The sequence below is a fragment of the Streptomyces sp. ADMS genome (assembly GCF_033441795.1).
Classification (GTDB): Bacteria; Actinomycetota; Actinomycetes; order Streptomycetales; family Streptomycetaceae; genus Streptomyces.
Genome location: NZ_JAVFVX010000011.1, coordinates 53,735 through 73,585 on the forward strand (window position 1 = coordinate 53,735; position 19,851 = coordinate 73,585).

The 19,851-nt window shown below is 70.7% G+C and carries 17 protein-coding genes and 1 tRNA gene; 2 read left to right on the forward strand and 16 right to left on the reverse strand.

The window, feature by feature from the left end:
• Nucleotides 1–78: 78 nt before the first annotated feature.
• From RB628_RS07615 to RB628_RS07635, 5 genes are all read right to left on the reverse strand, one after another.
• Nucleotides 79–720, reverse strand: coding sequence for an IclR family transcriptional regulator (locus RB628_RS07615; RefSeq protein WP_318319526.1), 642 nt, complete (start codon nt 718–720; stop codon nt 79–81).
• Nucleotides 721–1,046: 326 nt separating this feature from the next.
• Nucleotides 1,047–2,858, reverse strand: a complete 1,812-nt coding sequence (locus RB628_RS07620; protein ID WP_318319527.1) for a DEAD/DEAH box helicase — start codon at nt 2,856–2,858, stop codon at nt 1,047–1,049.
• A gap of 149 nt (nt 2,859–3,007) precedes the next feature.
• Nucleotides 3,008–3,397, reverse strand: a complete 390-nt coding sequence (locus RB628_RS07625; protein ID WP_318319528.1) for a type II toxin-antitoxin system death-on-curing family toxin — start codon at nt 3,395–3,397, stop codon at nt 3,008–3,010.
• On the reverse strand, nt 3,394–3,594 hold the full coding sequence (locus tag RB628_RS07630; protein ID WP_053741608.1) for a CopG family transcriptional regulator: 201 nt from the start codon (nt 3,592–3,594) through the stop codon (nt 3,394–3,396). The genes RB628_RS07625 and RB628_RS07630 overlap by 4 nt, the downstream gene beginning before the upstream one ends.
• 25 nt (nt 3,595–3,619) lie before the next feature.
• On the reverse strand, nt 3,620–5,092 hold the full coding sequence (locus RB628_RS07635; protein ID WP_318319529.1) for an MFS transporter: 1,473 nt from the start codon (nt 5,090–5,092) through the stop codon (nt 3,620–3,622).
• A 243-nt stretch (nt 5,093–5,335) separates the two neighbouring features.
• Between RB628_RS07635 and RB628_RS07640 the strand changes: the two genes are divergently transcribed.
• Nucleotides 5,336–5,407: transfer RNA gene (locus tag RB628_RS07640), tRNA-Cys, on the forward strand.
• 157 nt (nt 5,408–5,564) lie between these two features.
• Here RB628_RS07640 and RB628_RS07645 read toward each other — a convergent pair.
• From RB628_RS07645 to RB628_RS07695, 11 genes are all read right to left on the reverse strand, one after another.
• Nucleotides 5,565–6,449, reverse strand: coding sequence for an SUKH-4 family immunity protein (locus tag RB628_RS07645; RefSeq protein WP_318319530.1), 885 nt, complete (start codon nt 6,447–6,449; stop codon nt 5,565–5,567).
• 146 nt (nt 6,450–6,595) lie between these two features.
• Complete coding sequence (locus RB628_RS07650) at nt 6,596–6,724, reverse strand: hypothetical protein (RefSeq protein ID WP_318319531.1); 129 nt, start codon at nt 6,722–6,724, stop codon at nt 6,596–6,598.
• On the reverse strand, nt 6,721–9,033 hold the full coding sequence (locus RB628_RS07655) for a xanthine dehydrogenase family protein molybdopterin-binding subunit (RefSeq protein WP_318319532.1): 2,313 nt from the start codon (nt 9,031–9,033) through the stop codon (nt 6,721–6,723). The genes RB628_RS07650 and RB628_RS07655 overlap by 4 nt, the downstream gene beginning before the upstream one ends.
• Entirely contained in the window at nt 9,030–10,793 is a 1,764-nt protein-coding gene (locus tag RB628_RS07660; RefSeq protein ID WP_412180609.1) for a 2Fe-2S iron-sulfur cluster-binding protein, read from the reverse strand. The genes RB628_RS07655 and RB628_RS07660 overlap by 4 nt, the downstream gene beginning before the upstream one ends.
• Nucleotides 10,790–11,683: an FAD binding domain-containing protein gene (locus tag RB628_RS07665; protein ID WP_318319533.1), complete on the reverse strand. Its 894-nt coding sequence runs from the start codon at nt 11,681–11,683 to the stop codon at nt 10,790–10,792. The genes RB628_RS07660 and RB628_RS07665 overlap by 4 nt, the downstream gene beginning before the upstream one ends.
• Before the next feature lie 313 nt (nt 11,684–11,996).
• Nucleotides 11,997–13,640 (reverse strand): beta-N-acetylhexosaminidase, encoded by a 1,644-nt coding sequence (locus RB628_RS07670; RefSeq protein WP_318319576.1) that lies wholly within the window; start codon nt 13,638–13,640, stop codon nt 11,997–11,999.
• Nucleotides 13,641–13,650: 10 nt separating this feature from the next.
• A complete protein-coding gene (locus RB628_RS07675; protein WP_318319534.1) occupies nt 13,651–14,520 on the reverse strand; it encodes a carbohydrate ABC transporter permease in 870 nt (289 codons plus the stop codon).
• Complete coding sequence (locus tag RB628_RS07680; RefSeq protein ID WP_318319535.1) at nt 14,520–15,473, reverse strand: sugar ABC transporter permease; 954 nt, start codon at nt 15,471–15,473, stop codon at nt 14,520–14,522. Before RB628_RS07680 ends, RB628_RS07675 begins: the two co-directional genes overlap by 1 nt.
• Nucleotides 15,474–15,477: 4 nt before the next feature.
• Nucleotides 15,478–16,794, reverse strand: a complete 1,317-nt coding sequence (locus tag RB628_RS07685; protein ID WP_318319536.1) for an extracellular solute-binding protein — start codon at nt 16,792–16,794, stop codon at nt 15,478–15,480.
• Between the two features lie 233 nt (nt 16,795–17,027).
• Nucleotides 17,028–17,324, reverse strand: coding sequence for a DUF3039 domain-containing protein (locus tag RB628_RS07690; RefSeq protein WP_053741615.1), 297 nt, complete (start codon nt 17,322–17,324; stop codon nt 17,028–17,030).
• A 30-nt stretch (nt 17,325–17,354) separates the two neighbouring features.
• The gene (locus tag RB628_RS07695; protein ID WP_318319537.1) at nt 17,355–17,930 is read right to left on the reverse strand and encodes a YqgE/AlgH family protein; all 576 of its coding nucleotides are present in this window, start codon (nt 17,928–17,930) and stop codon (nt 17,355–17,357) included.
• A gap of 301 nt (nt 17,931–18,231) precedes the next feature.
• Here RB628_RS07695 and murA point away from each other — a divergent pair, with 301 nt between their 5' ends.
• Entirely contained in the window at nt 18,232–19,578 is a 1,347-nt protein-coding gene (murA, locus tag RB628_RS07700; protein WP_318319538.1) for a UDP-N-acetylglucosamine 1-carboxyvinyltransferase, read from the forward strand.
• Nucleotides 19,579–19,851 lie beyond the last annotated feature (273 nt).

Here is a 19,851-nt window from a genome sequence, read left to right on the forward strand (position 1 = left end):
TCCCGCGTGGGGGCCACTTCCGGCCAAGGGTCACCGCCCTCCCCCTCGTTCACAGTAGGCCCGGCAGTCGCCTGCCGCTCAGCGCAGCGCCTCGGACACTTCCCGGGCGGCGTCCATGACCCGCGGCCCCACCCGCTCGGGCACCGTGTCGGCGAGCATCACGACCCCGACGCTCCCCTCGACCCCCGTCACGCCGATCAGCGGAGCCGCGGCCCCGCTCGCGCCCGCCTCCAGTTCCCCGTGCGTGAGGGTGTATCCGGGATCGATGGGGGGCTGCTGCCGGGCGGAGAGAATGGCCTTGCCGGCCGCGCCGCGCTCCAGGGGGTGACGGAAACCGGCCCGGTAGGCCACGTGGTAGTCGGTCCAGGTCGGCTCGACGACGGCCACGGCGAGCGCCTCCGTCCCGTCGACCAGGGTCAGGTGGGCGGTGGCGCCTATGTCCTCGGCCAGCGACCTGAGCGCGGGCAGCGCGGCCTCCCGTACGAGGGGATGCACCTGGCGTCCGAGACGCAGCACCCCGAGCCCGACGCGTGCCCGGCCGCCCAGATCACGCCGTACGAGCGCGTGCTGTTCCAGGGTGGCCAGCAGGCGGTACACGACGGTCCGGTTCACGCCGAGCCGGGTCGACAGTTCGGTTACGGTCAGCCCGTGGTCGGTGTCGGCGAGCAGCTTGAGGACGCGCAGTCCCCGGTCGAGCGTCTGGGAGGTCTCCGCGGTCACGACGCCCACTCCTTCACGTGGTGAGGTCGGCAGCCCCTGGCGGCGGATGCGTCACCGGTCCCGTGGGCGACGCGCGTCAGAGGCGGCCGATCGGCGCGGCCCGGGCTCTCCCGGACACGGTCGCTTCACGACTGCGCTCCGCGGCGGCGCTGCCACGGGGCGTGTACGTTGCGGGGACATTAGCGAAGGCGGTTCGCTCAGCGGAAGGCTCCGTCCAGAATCCGGGCACTCCGCGGTACGGACTACTGCGCTTCCTCCCGATATGCCCAGCGTGTGCACGACCACCCACGCCCCCTCACCGGACGCGCCGGGCAGTGGTGAGGCCGTCACCGCATCCGGGTTGCCCACTCCTGCACCTTGGCGATGCGCTGTCGCAACTGTCCCGCGGTGGCCTCCGCGCTCGGGGGCCCGCCGCAGGCGCGCCGCAGCTCGGTATGGATCACCCCGTGCGGCTTGCCGGTCTGATGGACGTACGCGCCGACCATGGTGTTGAGCTGCTTCCTCAGCTCCAGCATCTCCTTGTGGGAGACCACGGGACGCCGCTCGGCGGGCAGTTCGAGAAGGTCGGCCTCGTCGTCGGGCTTCTTGCGGCTGTGCGCGATCTGCCGGGCCTGCCGCTTCTGCAGCAGCAACTGCACCTGATCGGGTTCGAGGAGGCCCGGAATCCCGAGGTAGTCCTGCTCCTCGGCACTCCCCGGGTGCGCCTGCATGCCGAACTCGGCACCGTCGTACAGCACCCGGTCGAAGACGGCCTCGGACTCCAGCGCCTCGAAGGAGAACTGCTCCTGCTCCCCGGTGTCCTCGTCCTCCTCCCGGTTCGCCTCGTCCATCTCCTTCTCGGACTCGGCGTACGGGTCCTCCTCGCCCTCCTTCTTGGGCTTGTCGAGGGCGTGGTCGCGCTCGACCTCCATCTCGTTGGCGAAGGTGAGGAGGTCGGGGACGGTCGGCAGGAACACGGAGGCGGTCTCGCCGCGCCGCCGGGAGCGCACGAAGCGTCCGACGGCCTGGGCGAAGAAGAGGGGGGTGGAAATGGTCGTGGCGTACACCCCGACCGCCAGCCGAGGCACGTCAACACCCTCGGACACCATGCGGACGGCGACCATCCAGCGGGATTCGTTGTGCGCGAACTCGTCGATGCGGTCGGAGGCGCCGGTGTCGTCGGAGAGGACGACGGTCGCCCTGGTGCCCGTGATGTCGCGGATCAGCTTGGCGTAGGCGCGGGCGGACTCCTGGTCGGAGGCGATGACGAGCGCGCCGGCGTCCGGGATGCCCTTCCGTACCTCGGTGAGCCGCTTGTCGGCGGCCCGCAGCACGCTGGGCATCCACTCGCCACGCGGATCGAGGGCGGTACGCCAGGCCTGCGAGATCGCGTCCTTCGTCATCGGCTCCCCGAGCCGAGCGGCGATCTCATCACCGGCCTTGGTGCGCCACCGCATCTGCCCGCTGTAGGACAGGAAGATGACGGGCCGCACGACATGGTCGGCGAGCGCGTTCCCGTACCCGTAGGTGTAGTCGGCGGAGGACCGCCGAATCCCGTCGTTCCCCTCCTCGTACGTGACGAAGGGGATGGGATTGGTGTCGGAGCGGAAGGGCGTACCGGTGAGCGCGAGCCGCCGGGTGGCGGGCTCGAAGGCCTCAAGACAGGCCTCGCCCCAGGACTTGGAGTCACCAGCGTGATGGATCTCGTCGAGGATGACGAGAGTCTTGCGCTGCTCGACGCGATTGCGATGCAGCATGGGCCGCACGCCAATCCCGGCATACGTGACGGCGACGCCGTGGTACTCCTTGCTGAGCGGCCCGGCGCTGTACTCGGGATCGAGCTTGATCCCTATCCGCGCCGCCGCATCGGCCCACTGCTTCTTCAGATGCTCGGTGGGCGCGACCACGGTCACCTGCTGCACGACATGGTGGTGCAGCAGCCAGGAGGCGAGCGTCAGCGCGAACGTCGTCTTGCCGGCGCCGGGAGTGGCGACGGCGAGAAAGTCACGCGGCTGCTCCTGCAGGTACTTCTCCATCGCCTTCTGCTGCCAGGCGCGCAGCTTGCTGGCGGTGCCCCAGGGGGCACGGCCGGGGAAGGCGGGCGAGAGGTGATGGTTCGGGGCGGCAGTCGTGGAGGCACTGGCGGCGGTGGTAGTCACGGTCTCCGGGGGTGCTGGGTCGGGCGGCTCTGACACGGCTGAAGCCACAGCGACGACTGAGGCTACGTATGACAACCGGGCCACCCTACCGGCGGCCCGGGGCTGTCAACGTGCGTACGACGCGGGGTGACCCGGGGATGGGACTCAGCTCACATCGACGGCTCGGCCAGGTCTCGCAGTACCTCGGAGATGGCCTTCACCTCGTCCACGCTGCCGGAGGCCACCGCGATCACCAGACGTTCGGCGACATCGATGTCCGGCCGCAGCTGGACGTCGTTCAGCGCCAGGAAGACGACGCAGGACGTCCACGCGGTGCGCTTGTTGCCGTCAACGAAGGGGTGGTTGACAGCGAGCGACTGCAGGAGGGCCGCCGCCTTGTCGAACAGGTCGGAGTACGCCTCCTGCCCGAACATCGAAGCCGAGGGGCGATGCACGGCCGACTCCAGCAGACCGGCGTCGCGGACGACAACTTGCTGATCATCGACAGCGAGTCCTGCGATGTCCAGAACGTCCTCGGCCGACAGATAGATGCGCGTCACTTGAGCCGCTCCAGCAGTTCGGCCCACTTGACGGTCTGCTCCTTGGCTGCCTTACGGACCAGCGCCTCGTGAGCGGTCCTGGAGAGGTAGTCGTCCACAGCCTTCAGCAATATGGCGTGCATACTCGTGCCCTCCTCCTCGGCACGCAGCTTCAGAGCTTCCGTCTGGTCGTCGCGAAGACGCAGGTTCATAGCCATACTAAAACGGTACCACTTGATGGGGTCAGGTTGGTACCACTCGGGAGGGGGCGGCCCGCACCCGCGTCGTCACCCAAGCCCCCACCAACGCCACCCCCGCCATCGGCAGGAACACGGCGGCGAAGGCGGCCGGATGAGAATCGCCGCCCGACGCGGCGGAGGCATGAGCCACCGTCCCCCCGCCCAGCGCGGCGAAGGCCGCACCCCCGCCGGCCAGCAACAGCACATTGGAGAGCCCGTCGGAGATCTGCAGGGCGGCGGAGTTGGTACCGGCCTCCTCGGGGGCAGAGAGGTGAAGCAGCAGCACACTGGTACTGGCGATGACCAGCCCCATCCCGAAGCACCCGAACGCCCACACGACGGCAAGAGTCCACACCGGCACGGAGTCGATCAGCACGGCGGGCGCCCCGGCGATCGAGGCGGCGACCACCACCATCCCGAACGTCATCAGCCGCTCCCGGTACGGCTCCATCCGAGCCCGCGCCTGCACGAACGACCCCAGCGCCCACGTAACGCCCCCCGCCGCGAGCGAGAACCCGGCCATCGTCGGTGACAGCCCCCGCTGCGTGACGAGCATCAGCGGGATGAATGACTCGGCGGCGATGAACGACCCCGCGGCGACCCCGCGCAACAGGACGACGGACGGCAGTCCGCGCTCGGCCCGATACGTCCCCCGGGGAAGCAGCCCGAACGCGGCGGGCACGAGCAGCGAGATGCCGAGGAGCCCGGGAAGGAGCGAGAACCACCTCAGATCCTGGGCCGCGTACTGAAGCAGCCCTGCCCCGAGGGAAATCCCCAGGGCAAGCCGAATACGACGTCTCCCCTCCTCCGCACCCCGCTCCCCCTCCTTCACGGCCCCGGAGGCCAGCCGCCGTATCTGAGGCAGCGCGAGGGCGAGCGGAAAGACGACGAGCGCCGGAATCCCGACGAACACCCACCGCCAGCCGAGCTGCTCGGTGACGGCACCCGCGGCAAGGGGCCCGACCACGGAGGGCACCACCCAACTGGCGGCGAACGCGGCCATGATGGAGGCCCGCAACCGCTCCGGATAGGCCCGCCCGACCACGACGTACAGGGAGACGATCACCAGCCCGCCCCCCAGCCCCTGCACGGCCCGCCCGGCGATGAACAGCCACATGACCCCGGCGGTCCCGGACAACAGCAACCCGGCGGCAAAGGCGGCGATGCCCGTGGTCAGCGCCCCCAGCGGCCCCCTGCGGTCCGACCACTGCCCGGCAAGCACCATCCCGAAGAGACTGGTCGTGAAGTACCCGGAGAACGCGAACGCGTACAACGACACCCCGTCCAGCTCCCGCGCCGCAACGGGCATGGCCGTTCCCACGGCAGTCGCCTCAAAGGCGATCAGCAGCACGACGGACACGATCCCGACACTGAGCGCCCGATAGGAACGCCCCAGCACCCCCTCACCGGGTACGCCAGCGAAAGAGGTGTCCGCGTCGGCGGCGACGCCCGTGTCGCCCGGTTCCAGGGTGGTCATGAGGGCCAGCGTAAGAGTCGTCACCGATCTTGACCCCTGTCCGAGGTAGGGGCAGACCCGGGACCTTGGTCGTACGCCCACCGGCACAGGACCCCCGATTCGTGAACGGCGTGTGGCAGTCCCATTGCAGCGCGCCCGGTTCCCTTGTTCGCCCACGCTCCCCGCCCCTACGGTCAAGTCACGAAGTTCGGAACGGACAAGGGAACGGCCACAGAAACCGCCCCCACACTCCGCTCCCAACCCGGCCGTGTACCCGAGTGGTTCAGGGATTCGCCTGCAAAGCGAATGACGCGGGTTCGATTCCCGCCACGGCCTCAACGTCTTGACCAGGCAAAACGATAGGGCGGCCCCCCATCGGGGGTTCCGCCCTATCGATCGTCTCCGTCTCAGTTTCCGTCTCGGCGCAGCAGTACGCCCGTGAGGACAACCAGCTGACGTCAGACGTGGGTTCGATCCCGCGAGCACCCGGCGTTCAGAGCACCCTGCCCGCCTCGTCCTCGAAGTCGATCGTCTTCACTCGGTGCAGCAGCCACAGGGTGAAGGCGAGGGCCGAGATGTCCGTGTTCAGTCGGCGCAGGGTGGCCTTGGGCTCGTTCCAGATGAGGATCGCTCCCGTTCTGCCGTCCAGCACCAGGCTGTTGCCCTCGGCCAGTCGGCCCAGCCGGATCAAGTCGCCTGCCTCCTGAGGGAGTTCGGCTGTCGACTGCTCGTCCGCGCAGTACTCCCCGAGTGTCGGCAGCGGTATCTCCGTGTCCGGGGGAAAGAGGAAGCAGTCCTCCGGGAGTCCCGTGCCGCTCAGGAAGCGGCGGGTCGGTTCGTGGGTGAGCGGGGCCGGGAAGTCGACGTCCTCGAAGCGGGCCACCTTGGTGTGGCCGAACTCCTGCTCAAGGAACCGGGCGGGCAGGTCCAGGACCAGGCCCGACTCCGCGCCGGGGGCGGCGAGCCTGGCCAGGGGGCGGATCAGGGCGGCCATCTTCCAGTACGGGAGCACATCACCGCCCGCGCCCCGCGCGAACACCGTCAGCAGGTGCCGGGAGGTCTCCGCCACGGTCGTCGAGCCGAACCTGCCTGCGGAGAAGGCCAGTTGGCCTCGCGCGGCTGCCATCTCCTCCGTCACCGCCGCGAACCGCAGCAGCACCTCCAGCGCGGAGGCCGGCGCGCGCCGGTCCATCGGGGCGGGGCGGTTGCGCGGGGAGTACGTCGTGCACGTCTCCCCCGTCGAGTCCGCCACCGTCCGCAGGGCCCCGGTCCGCACGGCCCCGGAACGCAGTGCGCCGAACCTCACCTGGCCCCTGCCGGCCGGCAGTCCCACGCGCGTCAGCGACTCGTCCCTGGTCAGAGTGATCGTCGTGCTCATGGTTTCCCCCGCGCATGGTTGTTCACGGTCCTCCGGGCGCGACGCCGAGAACGTCCGCTGCCCGGCAGGCCCTCCCACTGCCCAGAACACTACGCGGCACCACTGACAACGACCCCTGACCTGCGGCGGAGCCAGAAAAAACGCCCTCAGCCGAAGTACACGCCACCCATGACAACCACGACCGCCGCCACCACGAACAGCAGCACCCACGCCAGCACCTTGCCGGGCGTCGGCCCGGGTTCGCAGCGCTGCTCCTCCGGAGCCGGAGTCGTCATGGCGCTGTCACCACCACCGCCGCCTGCGGGCGGATCGGGAGACGGTTCACCGGGCGGCCCGTCGCCGCCCGTACCGCCGACGCGATGGCCGCCGGGGACGTCACCACCGGTACCGCGCTCGCCGCCTTCGCGCCGAAGGGGGCGACCACGTCCCGTTCCTCGACCAGCTTGACGATGTGGATGTCCGGGGCGTCCAGGGCGGTCGGAAGTGCGTAGCCCGTGAGGTCGGGGTGGCGGATCAGCCCGCGTGCGGAACGCAGGTTCTCCGTGAGCGCGATGCCCACACCCTGGGTGACGCCCGCCTCGATGCGGGCCGCCAGTTGCGCCGGGTTGAGGACCCGGCCGACGTCCTGGGCGAGCGCCACTTCCACCACCCGTACCGAGCCCAGCTCGATGTCGACGTCCACCACCGCGCGGATCGCGCAGAAGGCGAGGCCCACGAAGGCGTCGCCCTGGCCGGCCTCGTCGAGCGGCTCCGTGGGGTGGGGGCGGCACTGGGCCGTGGCCCAGAGTTCCTTGCCGTCCAGCGCCTCAGTCACCGTGGTCGACAGGACACCGTCGTAGGAAGTGATCTTGCCGTCGGTGATCTGGAGCAGCTCCGTGGACATGCCGAACTTGTGTGCGAGGGGCTGGAGGAGCTGGGTGCGGACCATCTTCGCCGCCCGTTCCACCGCGCCGCCCGACACCCAGGTGTGGCGGCCCCGGGCGCCCGGACCGGCCGGGGGCTGGTCGGTGTCGACGGGGGCCACGCGGACCTCGTCGATACCCAGCGTCTCCTGGACGATCTGGCGGGCCAGGGTGGTGAAGCCCTGGCCGGTTTCCACGGCCGCGCACAGGACCGTGGCGACGCCGTCGTGGACCTTGACGGTGGCCGTCGAGACCTCGTCCGCGCCCTCGGCGCCGAGCATGTGGACCATGCCCAGGCCGTAGCCGACGCCGCGGCGGACGGCACCGGGTTCGCCCGCGCCCTCGGGACCGCCCGGGAGCAGCCACTCGTCCTCGGGGGTGTCCTTGGGGAGCGCCGGGAGCGGGAAGTCCCTTACCGCCTGGAGGAGTTCGGCGACCGGGGCCGGGCAGGTGACGGACTGGCCGGTCGGGAGGACGTCTCCCGTGGCCATCGCGTTGCGCAGGCGCAGCTCCGCCGGGTCGACGCCCAGCTTCTTCGCCAGCTTGTCCATCTGGGCCTCGTAGGCCGCGCAGACCTGCATCGCGCCCTCGCCGCGCACATGGCCCGAGGGGGGGTTGTTTGTGCGCACCGCCCAGCCCTCGATGAAGGCGTTGGGGACGACGTACGGGCCGCAGGCGAAGGAGACGGCCGCCGCGAGGGCCTCCCCTGAGGTGTCCGCGTACGCGCCCGCGTCGAGCAGGATCTGTGCCTCGACCTTCACCAGCTTGCCGTCGGTGTCCGCGTGGTGGCGGTAGCGCAGGAGGGTGGGGTGTCTGTGGACGTGGCCCAGGAAGGACTCCTCGCGGGTCGCCGTCAGTTTCACCGGGCAGCCCGTTTTCAGCGCCAGCAGGCCGAGCGGGAGCTGGAAGCCCTGGTCCTCGCGGTCGGCGGTGGCGCCCGGGACTCCCGTGACGACCACCTTCACCCGCTCCGGCTCCAGGCCGTAGCAGGCGGCGGCCGCGTCACGGTCCGCGTGCGGGTCCGTCGAGGCGAGGTACAGCTCCACGCCGCCGTCGGGACGCGGTACCGCGAGGCCCGCCTCCGCGCCGATGGGGGCCGGGTCCTGGCGGCCGATCCGGTAGAGGCCCTCCACGACGATCTCGCCGGCCGCGTCCGGGTCTCCGTGGCGCAGCGGGATGTGCCGGATCAGGTTGCCGTCGGGGTGCAGCGGTTCGGCCTCGAAGGCCTGCTCGGGGTCGGTCACCGGGTCGAGTACCTCGTACTCGACGATGACGGCCGCCGCCGCCATGCGCGCGGTGTCCGGGTGGTCGGCGGCGACGGCGGCGATGGGCTCGCCGTGGTGGCGTACGACGTCGGAGGCGAACATCGGGCGGTCGGCTCTGCCACGTCCGTGGAGTTCGACCCCGGGCACGTCCTCGTGCGTCACGACGGCCCGGACGCCGGGCATCTCGCGCGCGTGGGTGGTGTCGATGGAGACGATGCGCGCGTGCGGGTGCGGGGAGCGCAGTACGGCGGCCCACAGCAGGCCCTCGGCCCACAGGTCGGCCGCGTACGGGAACGTGCCCTCCGTCTTCGCACGCGCGTCGGCGGCCGGCAGCGACACTCCGAGGCCGTGCGGGAGCGCCTCCGCGTCGGGGGCGGCCTGCGCGGCCGTGGTCGCGGTGGCGGCTTCGTTGCTCACCTCTGGCCTCCGTCCTGGCCGTGAGTCTGGTCATACGCGTGCGAGTCGTGGTTCCGGGCGGGCTCGAAGCCCGGGGCGTCGAACGCGGAGGGGTTGACCCCACCCCCGCCCGGTCCGGCCTGGTGCGGGATGCGTGCCTCGCCGTCCTCCGCGTCGTCGGCGGCGTGCGCCTCGCGTTCGGCGACGACCTCGCGGACCGCCTCCAGGACGCCCCGGTAGCCGGAGCAGCGGCACAGGTTGCCGCACAGGGCCTGGCGCGTCTCCAGATCGGTCGGGGCGGGGTTGCCCTCCAGGAGGTCGTGCACGGTCATCGCCATCCCGGGGACGCAGAAACCGCACTGCACGGCACCGCACTTGGCGAGCGCCCGCTGCACGTCCGAGGGCTGCCCCTCGGTGGCGAGGCCCTCCACGGTGCGCACCTCGCTGCCGGCGGCGGTGACCGCGGGCACCAGGCAGGAGGCGACGAGCCGTCCGTCCACCTGCACGTTGCAGGCCCCGCACTCGCCCTGGGAGCAGCCGTCCTTGGCGCCGGCGAGACCGAGGCGCTCACGCAGGACGTAGAGCAGCGACTCGCCGACCCAGGCGTCGGTGACGGGCCGGTCGGAGCCGTTGACGCGCAGCACGTACGAGGCGAGGGGGTGTTCCTCGCCGGGCAGTCCGGGGGCGTCGTCGGCCGGGTCGGCCGCGTCGGGCTCCGCGTCGGTCGCCGTGGCACCGGCTTCGGCGGTCGCGTCCGACTCGCCCGCCACGGGCTCCCCAGCGGCCTCCGCCGAGGTTTCCGGCCCGGAGATCGGGTCGGGGTCCGCGGCGGCCTCTGCGGGGCCGCCAGGGCCTTCGGCGGGTTCGTGCAGGACGTCGGCGGGGCCGTGATCCTCGTCGGCGACCGTGTGACCGGTTTCGGTGGGGCCCTGCAGGACGTCGGCGGGGCCGTGATCCTCGTCGGCGACCGTCTGACCGGCTTCGGCGACGGCGTGACCGGACGGGTCGGCCTGGTGACCGGTCCGGTCGGGTGTGCGACCGGCGCCGCCCGTTTCGTGTCCGGTTTCGGGCGCGTACCGCGTCCCCGCGCCCATCGTCCGATCGGGCCCGGACTCCCGCTCCGGCCCGGGGCCGGAGGCCCAGGGCTGTCCCGCGCCCTCCGTCGCCCAGGGCGCGGGCGCGCCGCCGGGGAGCGTGGCGGGCGGCGTGCCGCCCCACTGCTCGACCAGCGCCGAAGTGCTGAACTCACCCGATTCGTCCGGAAGATCACCGCCGGCGACGGGGATCCGCCACTCGCCGGTCACCTCGCGACCCGGGGCTCCGGGACCCGCGGCCTCCGGTGCGCCGGGCGCCTGGTCGAAGTTCCACTGCCCCGTGGAGCCCTGCTCGTAGGTGAACCCGTCCTGGCGCTGGGCCTCCTGGGGCACGGCGTTCGGGTCCGGCCAGTGGGCGCCCCCGGGGGGCGCGGGCGGCGCCCCCCAGGCGCCCGGCGCGTCCGGGGCGCTCGGGGAACCGTCCTCGGCCCCCGTGCCCGGTGCTGCCGCTATCTGCGGGGGCACGTACCCGTGGCCGGGCGCGGCCAGCGGACTGTCCACCGAGGCCAGGAAGGCGTCGATGCCCCCTTCGGGGAGCTTCACGAAGGCGGTGGCACCGTCGTCGTAGTCGCCCTGGGGCAGCGGGTCCCAGCGGCCCCCGCCACGGGGCGCGTCCCCCTCGCGTTGCCCTTCCAGCCCCCCGTGCCGGTCCCCGTACTGGTCGTCGCTGTACTGGTCGTCGGTCACGAAAGTGCCCTCCCCAGTGCTCGTCGGGCCAGCGCGGCGACGGTGCGCCGCAGGTGCAGTACAGCGGGCGGAAGCGGTGGTACGGAACCGTCCTCGGCCGGGGCCGGATCGGGGATGCAGGCCGCGGCGACGTACTCCCCGAAGGCGCCCAGTGCTTCCGGGACGATCGTGCGGCTGTTGTCCCAGTCGATAAGCCGGGCGACCCACTGCTCGGCGTCCAGGGGGCGCAGCGGCATCGGCGCTATGGCGCCGACGGCGCACCTGACTCCGCGCCGGGCGGGGTCGAGGACGAGTGCGACGGACGCGAGGGCGCGCCCGGGGCCGGTCCGTCCGGTGGCCTTCAGGAACACCTGGGGGGCGTGCAGCAGGGGCACGCGCACGAAGCCGATGAGTTCACCCGCGCGCAGCATCTCCACACCGGCCAGCAGGTGCGACACCGGGATCTCACGCCGGGCACCACCGGGGCCCGCGATGATGAGCGTCGCCTCCAGAGCGGCCAGCACGGGCAGGGCGTCCCCTGTGGGGGCGGCCGTGGCGATGTTGCCGCCGAGGGTGCCCGCGTTGCGGATCTGCGGCGGACCCGCGGCACGCGCGGAGGCGGCCAGGGCCGGGATCAGGGCGGCGAAGTCGGGGCGGCCCATCCGCGCGTGGGTGAGGCCGGCGCCGAGCAGGGCGTGGCCGTCCTGGTACTGCCAGCCGCGGATCTCGCTGATCCGGCCGAGGCCGACGAGCGCGGCGGGCCTGAGCTGCCCGGAGTTGACGGTGACCATGAGGTCGGTGCCGCCCGCCACGGGAACGGCGGCGGGCATGGCGGCGAGCGCCGCGACGGCCTCGTCCAGCGAGGCGGGCAGCGTCACGGCCTGCGCCGCCTGCGGTGTGTGCGTGGTCAAACCGGCTGCCCCTTCCCGCTGCCCCACCTGGTCCCACCTGGTCCCACCTGTGTTGCCGTACGGTACGTGCTGACAGGGCGGACGTGGCAACTCTGGCACATTCTCGCGAGACCCGAACGCAGGGGTCCGCTAGGAGGCATTCGCCCCTCTCACCAGCGGGATGGTCCGTTTTCGCACGGCATCGCCGATCGATTCCGATTGACACTCTTCGTTGACTGTTGTGCGCGTTTCTCCTCGTGAGGACGTCGTGAGGGCCCTGTGGCGACAGAGTTTCGGGGCACGCGCGCGGGGACACGCCGCTTCCCGGGCCGCCTCACACTTTCGGGGGCGCTCCCTCGATCGGGCGTCCGAGGACGCCGGGGCGTTGCTGCCACGGACGCGGCCCCGCGGGCGGCCGATAGCCGACACCGAGGGCGTCAAGTCGCGCGTAGTGGGAGGTCATCCGGCGCTCGAAGTCGGCGAAGTCCCGTTCGGCGGGCGCGGGCAGGGCGCTCCAGGCGACCTCGGCGAACGCGGCCAGACGCGGGAAGGCCTGGTAGTCCACGCGCCCGGAGTCCTCCATCACCTCGGTCCACAGGTTGGCCTGGGTGCCGAGGACGTGCCCAGCCTCCTCGGGGCCCAACTCCGGTGGAACCGGCTCGAACCGGAAGACATCCTCAAGAGTGCGGACGTACCCGATGGGGACGGGTTCGCCGGTGCCGTCGTGCTGACGGTGGTCCAGGTACACCTGCTGCTCGGGGCACATGACGACGTCGTGGCCCGCGCGCGCGGCCGTGATGCCGCCCGCGTATCCGCGCCAGGAGGAGACGGCGGCGCCCGGTGCGAGGCCGCCCTCCAGGATCTCGTCCCAGCCGATGAGCCGGCGCCCGCGATCGGCGAACCAGGTGTCGAAGTGCCGTACGAACCAGGACTGGAGCCCGTCCTCGTCGCCGACCCCGAGTTCCTCGATGCGGGCCTGCGCGGTGGGCGAGTCCCGCCACTGCTCCTTCGCGCACTCGTCGCCGCCGATGTGCACGAACGGCGCGAACTCCCCCGCGCCCGCCGGGAACAGACCGAGGACCTCCTCGAAGACGCCCTCGTAGAAGCGCAGGGTGTTGTCAGTGGGGGCGAGTACGTTGTGGCTGACCCCCCAGTTGTCCCAGACGGAGAGGGAGGCCGTGTCGATGACGTCGGTGTTGCCGAGTTCCGGATACGCGGCGATGGCGGCCTGCGAGTGCCCCGGTACGTCGATTTCGGGGACCACGCTGATATGCCGCTCGGCGGCGTAGGCGACGATCTCGCGGATGTCGTCCTGAGTGTAGAAGCCCCCGTGCGGCTTCTCCTCCCACAGCGGTGAGGCACGGTGGCCGGATTTCGTACGGGCCCGCCAGGAGCCGACCTCGGTCAGCCTCGGGTACCGCTTGATCTCGACGCGCCAGCCCTGGTCGTCCGTCAGATGGAAGTGGAAGACGTTGAGTTTGTGCGCCGCCATCAGGTCCAGGTAGCGCAGAACGCCGTCCTTGGGCATGAAGTGCCGGGCCACGTCGAGCATGAGGCCGCGCCAGCGGAAGCGGGGGGTGTCCTCGATGGTGACGTGTGGCACGGCCCAGGTGCGGCCGGGGCCGAGCGGGGCCTTTCGGCAGGCGTCGGGGCCGAGTAGTTGCCGCAGTGTCTGGGCACCCCAGAAGACACCGGCCGCGCTGCCGCCCTCGATGAGGACGCCGTTCCCGTCGCTGACGAGGCGGTACTCCTCGGGGCCCAGTTCGGGGTCGAGCACGAGCCCGATGCCGTCGCCGTCGGTGTCGTCGAGTTCCCGCCCCTCGCGCAGTGGCAGACCGGTGGCCTGCCAGAGGACGTTGCGCAGCCAGTGACCGACGCCCTCCAGCCCGGTGCCCGCGTAGAACTGGGAGTGCGCCGTCAGCCGCACCTCGCCGGAACCCGCGACGACGCTGCGGGGCGCCGGAATCACTTCCTTCAGTGAACTCACGTCAGTCCTTAACCGCTCCACCGAGCCCCGACACCAGTCGGCGCTGCACGAGTACGAAGAACACCAGCACCGGAATCGTCATGACCGTGGAGGCGGCCATCACGCCTCCCCAGTCCGGATCGTCGGGCTTGTAGAAGACCAGCAGGGCCATCGGCAGCGTCGACTGGGAGGTGTCACTGATGATGAACGACTTGGCGAACAGGAAGTCGTTCCAGGCCGAGATGAAGGAGAACACGCTCGTGGCCACCAGCCCAGGGAAGACCAACGGGAAAAGGATCTGCCACAGAAATCGCGACCGGCTCGCCCCGTCGATGTACGCGGCCTCCTCCAGCGCCTCCGGAACCGCCTTCACGAAACCCCGCAGCATCCAGATCGCGAAGGGCAGCGAGAAGGCGATGTGCGGCAGGATCAGGGCACCCAGCGTGTTCAGTTGCCCGAAGTCCCGCATGAGGAAGAACAGCGGGATCGTGAGCGCCTCCACGGGCACCATCTGGGCCACCAGGAACATGATCAGCAGGGTGGTCCGGAATCGGAACCGGAATCGGGTCACCGCGGTCGCCGCGAGAAACGCGATCAGCGCCGAGAAGAGGACCACGGAGCAGGCGACCACAAGACTGTTGAGGAAGTACCGGCCGAATTCCTGCTGCCCGAAGACACGCCGGAAGGAGTCCAGGGAAGGGGCCAGTGTCCAGGGGCGCGGCTCGGTCGACTCGATCTCGCCGGCCGGTTTGAAGGCGCTGAGCACCATCCAGTAGAGGGGGAAGGCGACGACGGCCGCGATCAGCAGCGCCGACACCTCGGCGGCCAGCCGCCAGGGCCGCCGTACGAATCGTCGGACACCTTGGCCACCTTGGACAACGTTGCCGGACATCACAGCTCCTCCCCCTGCCTGCGCAGCAGCCGCAGGTACACGAGCGTCACGGCGAGCAGGATCAGCAGCATCACGATCCCGATCGCCGAGCCGAGGCTGTACTGGGAGGACGCGAAGGCCTGTTGGTAGGCGTAGACGTTGAGGGTGAGGTTCTGGCCGGCGATGCCGCCCCCGTTCGTCATGACATAGATCTGGGTGAAGACCTTGAAGTCCCAGATGACCGACTGGATGGTGACGACCACCAGGATCGGGCGGAGCATCGGCGCCAGTACCGAGCGCCAGATGCGCAGTTGGGAGGCGCCGTCCAGGGCCGCCGCCTCCAGGACCTCGGCCGGGACGGCGCGGATGCCCGCGTACACCGTGACCATCACGAACGGGAAGGAGCACCACACCACTTCGAGCAGCACCAGGAAGAAGGCACTGAGCCGGCCGTACGTCCATGAGTGGTCGCCGAGGCCCAGCATCCGGTTGACCGGGCCGAAGTCCGGGTCGAAGAGGAGCAGCCAGACCGTGGAGCCGGTGACCGCGGGGGTCGCCCAGGCGCCGAGCGCCGCCAGCATCAGCGCCAGGCGGGGCAGGGCGCGGACGCGGGTGAGCAGGACGGCGAGGGCGCAGCCGACGGAGAGCGTGGAGACCACACAGGCCGCCGCGAAGACGACCGTCGCCAGCAGCACCTGCCAGAACTTCGGGTCGGAGAAGATCTCCCGGTAGTTGGCGAAGCCCTCGAAGGTGGCCGGCCTGCCACCGCTGACCTGTGCCTGGGTGTACTGGAAGAACGAGATCAGGCCGAGCTGGTAGATGGGGTAGAGGAGCAGCCCGCCGAGGACGACGATGGCGGGGGCGAGGTAGAGCCAGGGGGTCCAGGTCCTGTCGTACTTCCGCCGGGGGCGCCTTGTCCGCTTCGGTACGGGGGCCACGGGCCGGGCGTCCACACGAGTTGTCTGTGCCGTCATCGCCTCAGCCCACGGTGCTGAAGGCGTCGTCCATCTTCTTCGCCGCATCCGTGGCGGCCGCCGCGACGTCCTTCTTGCCGCTGACGATCTCCTGGAACATCGTCGGCAGGACCAGCGAGGAGTCGATCTGGGACCAGGCGGGCGACGCCGGCACGAACTTGGTGCCCGCGGCGAGGGTCTGCACGAAGGGCGCGACGTACGGCTGCTTCTTGGCGACCACGGCACGCGTGTCGGCGAACGTCGGCAGGAAGCCCATGGCGTCGAAGAGTTCGGTCTGCGTCTGCTTCGAGGCGAGCTGTTCCATGAGGTCGACGGCGAGCGTGCGGTGCGAGGTGCTGTTCAGCACACCGAGGTTGTTCCCGCCCGCGAACGCCGGTGCCACCGAGCCCGCCTCGACACCCGGCAGCGGTACGACCGCGTAGTCGCCCTTGACCTTCCCGGCCTCGACGGCCGCGTGGTTGAAGTCGCCGCCGATCGCCATGCCGGCCTTGCCCGCGGCGAAGGCGGTGATGGTGTCGTTGCCGCCCATGCCCGCGCACTTGGCGGCGGGGCAGTTGTCGTCGCCGAAGAGGTCGGTGTAGGCCTTGATGCCCTTCTGGGAGGCGGTGCTGTCGATGGCGGAGGCGTAGGAACCGCCCCGGCCCGTGGCGAGTTCGCCGCCGTTGGCCCAGACGAAGGGCATCGCGCCGTAGGTGAAGGCACCGCCGACCACGAGCCCGTACAGGTCGGGCTTGGCCGCACGGATCTCGTGGGCGGTCCTGGTCAACTCGGGCATGGTCTTCGGCACTTCGAGGCCGAGTTCCTTGAAGACGTCGGTGCGGTAGTACAGGGCGCGGACGCCGACGAAGAAGGGGGCGCCGTAGACCTTGCCGTCGACGGTGACGGACTGGCGGGCGGTCGGGTCGGTGTCCGACGCCTCGTCCCAGGCCGCGAACTCCTTGCTGACGTCGAGCAGTCCGCCGTCGGCGACATAGCCGGCGGTGTCCGTGTTGCCGTACTCGATGACGTCGGGGGCGCTCTTCGGGTCGTTGAAGGCGGCCTTGATGCGCTGGGCGCGGGTCTCGACGGGGATGTACTCGACCTTGACGTCGGCGCCCTTGTGGGTCTTCTCGAAGGCGTCGACGACCGACGCGACGACCTTCTCCTTCGGGGTGTTGCCGACCTCCTGGAAGAGCCACACACGCAGGGTGCCGGTCTGCTCGTCCTTGTCGGAGGAGGAGTTGTCCGAGGTCTCGGGGGCACAGGCGGTGGCGGTGAGCCCGGCGAGGGCCAGGGCGGCCACGGAGGCGGCCAGTCGGGCAGATCGGACAGAGAGCTTCATCTGGCGTTTCCTCCGGAAAGCGTTGCAACATATGCAATGAACGTTTTGCTCTGCACAACACCTCGGAGGTTATGGACTACATGGACATGGCCACAAGAGGTCTTGGTCACGTCTCCACCACTCTGTGACCGGCCGACGCACCCCGTGCAACGACAGACAGCACAAAGGCCCCCAGGGCGCGCAAAACGCACCCGGGGGACCTTTACAAGAACAGAACAACCAGTCGGCGCGGCCTACTTCTTGCCGTCGCCCTTGCCCTCGTCGCCGCCGGAGCCCATGGACTCGTAGATCTCCTTGCACATGGGGCACACCGGGTACTTCTTCGGGTCGCGGCCCGGTACCCAGACCTTGCCGCACAGCGCCACGACGGGAGTCCCGTCGAGGGCGCTCGCCATGATCTTGTCCTTCTGGACGTAGTGGGCGAAGCGCTCGTGGTCGCCGTCGCCGTGCGAGGTCTGTGGCGCCGGTTCGACGAGGGTCCCCGTACCAGTCCCGCGCTGGGGCTGGGTCTCAGGCTCAAGAGTGCTCATAACCGCCAAGGGTACTGAAGGTCACAGCCGTCAGTTGAGCGAAGGGTCGTCCGGGTATGTGGCGACCATCGCCAGCTCGCTGCGCTGGCGCCGGAGGACCTCGCGCCACAGCCGTTCCGGGGCCGGGGAGGAGATGTCGCCGGGCTCCGACTCGACGACGTACCAGGCGCCGTCCGTCAACTCGTCCCGCAGCTGCCCCGGACCCCAGCCCGCGTACCCGGCGAAGATCCGCAACGACCCGAGCGCCTTCGCCAGCAGTTCGGGCGGCGCCTCCAGGTCGACGACGCCGATCGCGCCGTGCACGCGCCGCCAGCCGAGAGGTGTGCGCTCGCCGGACCCCCCGCCGCCGGGGATGACCGCGATGCCGAGCGCCGAGTCGAGGGAGACCGGGCCGCCCTGGAAGACGACGCCCGGTTCGCCGGCGAGTTCCGCCCAGCCCTCCAGGATGTCCCCGACGCCCACCGGGGTCGGCCGGTTGAGGACGACACCGAGGGAGCCCTTCTCGTCGTGGTCGAGAAGAAGCACCACCGCGCGGTCGAAGTTCGGGTCCGCCAGGGCGGGCGTTGCCACGAGCAGCCGCCCTGTGAGCGAGGACACCTCGGTCATGCCAGACATGATCTCGCATCTTCCCCCTGTGCGGGGAGCCAATCGGGGTACCCGGGTGAACGCAGCTCAGGGCGCAGAGAAGCGGGGCGGGCGCGCGCCCGCCCCGGTAACCGCACGTGCCCGGCGGCGAACGGTTCGTGTTGTGGCAAAGCTATGACACGGCTGGGCGGTGCCTGGACTTACAGAAGGGGGGTGTGCGGCGATTACCCTTGCCCTTCGGCTCCTGGGCGTGCCCGTACGACCGCGTCCTGCACGACGGGCCCGCCAACATCCCCGCCCAACTCATCGGAACGCGAGATACATGACGGTCATCGGCACAGACGACGTACTGCTTGTCCACGGCGGCACCCCGCTGGAGGGCGAGATCCGTGTCCGCGGTGCGAAGAACCTCGTACCGAAGGCCATGGTCGCCGCCCTGCTGGGCAGTGCGCCAAGTCGACTGCGCAATGTCCCCGACATCCGTGACGTCCGTGTCGTGCGCGGGCTGCTCCAACTGCACGGGGTGACGGTCCGTCCGGGCGAGGAGCCCGGCGAGCTGATCATGGACCCGTCGCATGTGGAGAGCGCCAACGTCGCCGACATCGACGCCCACGCGGGGTCGAGCCGTATCCCGATTCTCCTCTGCGGTCCTCTCCTGCACCGCCTCGGGCACGCGTTCATCCCGGGTCTCGGCGGCTGCGACATCGGCGGCCGGCCGATCGACTTCCACTTCGAGGTGCTGCGGCAGTTCGGCGCGACGATCGAGAAGCGGGCGGACGGGCAGTACCTGGAGGCTCCGCAGCGGCTGCGCGGTACGAAGATCCAGCTGCCGTACCCGTCCGTGGGCGCGACCGAGCAGGTCCTGCTGACGGCGGTGCTGGCGGAAGGCGTAACGGAGCTGTCCAACGCGGCCGTGGAGCCCGAGATCGAGGACCTCATCTGCGTACTGCAGAAGATGGGCGCGATCATCGCCATGGACACCGACCGCACGATCCGCGTCACCGGTGTCGACAAACTCGGCGGCTACACCCACGCGGCCCTCCCGGACCGCCTGGAGGCCGCGTCGTGGGCGTCGGCGGCGCTGGCGACCGAGGGCAACATCTATGTCCGCGGCGCCCAGCAGCGCTCGATGATGACGTTCCTGAACACCTACCGGAAGGTCGGCGGTGCCTTCGAGATCGACGACGAGGGCATCCGCTTCTGGCACCCCGGCGGCCAGCTGAAGTCGATCGCGCTGGAGACGGACGTACACCCCGGCTTCCAGACGGACTGGCAGCAGCCGCTGGTCGTCGCCCTGACGCAGGCCACGGGCCTCTCGATCGTCCACGAGACGGTGTACGAGTCCCGCCTCGGCTTCACCTCCGCGCTCAACCAGATGGGCGCGCACATCCAGCTCTACCGCGAGTGCCTCGGCGGCTCCCACTGCCGCTTCGGCCAGCGCAACTTCCTCCACTCGGCGGTCGTGTCCGGCCCCACGCGCCTCCAGGGCGCCGATCTGGTCATCCCGGACCTCCGGGGCGGCTTCTCGTACCTCATCGCGGCCCTGGCCGCCCAGGGCACCTCCAGGGTGCACGGCATCGACCTGATCAACCGGGGCTACGAGAACTTCATGGAGAAGCTGGTGGAGCTGGGCGCGAAGGTGGAGCTGCCGGGCAAGGCGCTCGGCTGACCGCCCCCACCCCACAACACCCCCAGAGCAGCCCGGCCCCGACCGGGATCCGGGGCCCCGGACGGACACAGCACGAAGAAACCCGTCGAACAGGACACGAAGGCCGAACCACCGGACAAAGCGCTCGGCTGACCGCCCCCACAGCAGCACCGGCCCCGGCCGGGATCCGGGGGCACGAGGGTCGGGCCGCCGGGCAACGCGCTCGGACAGCCCGTCCGGGTACGGCGATGGGGCGGCCACCCTGACCGGGTGGCCGCCCCATTGGCGTTGTTA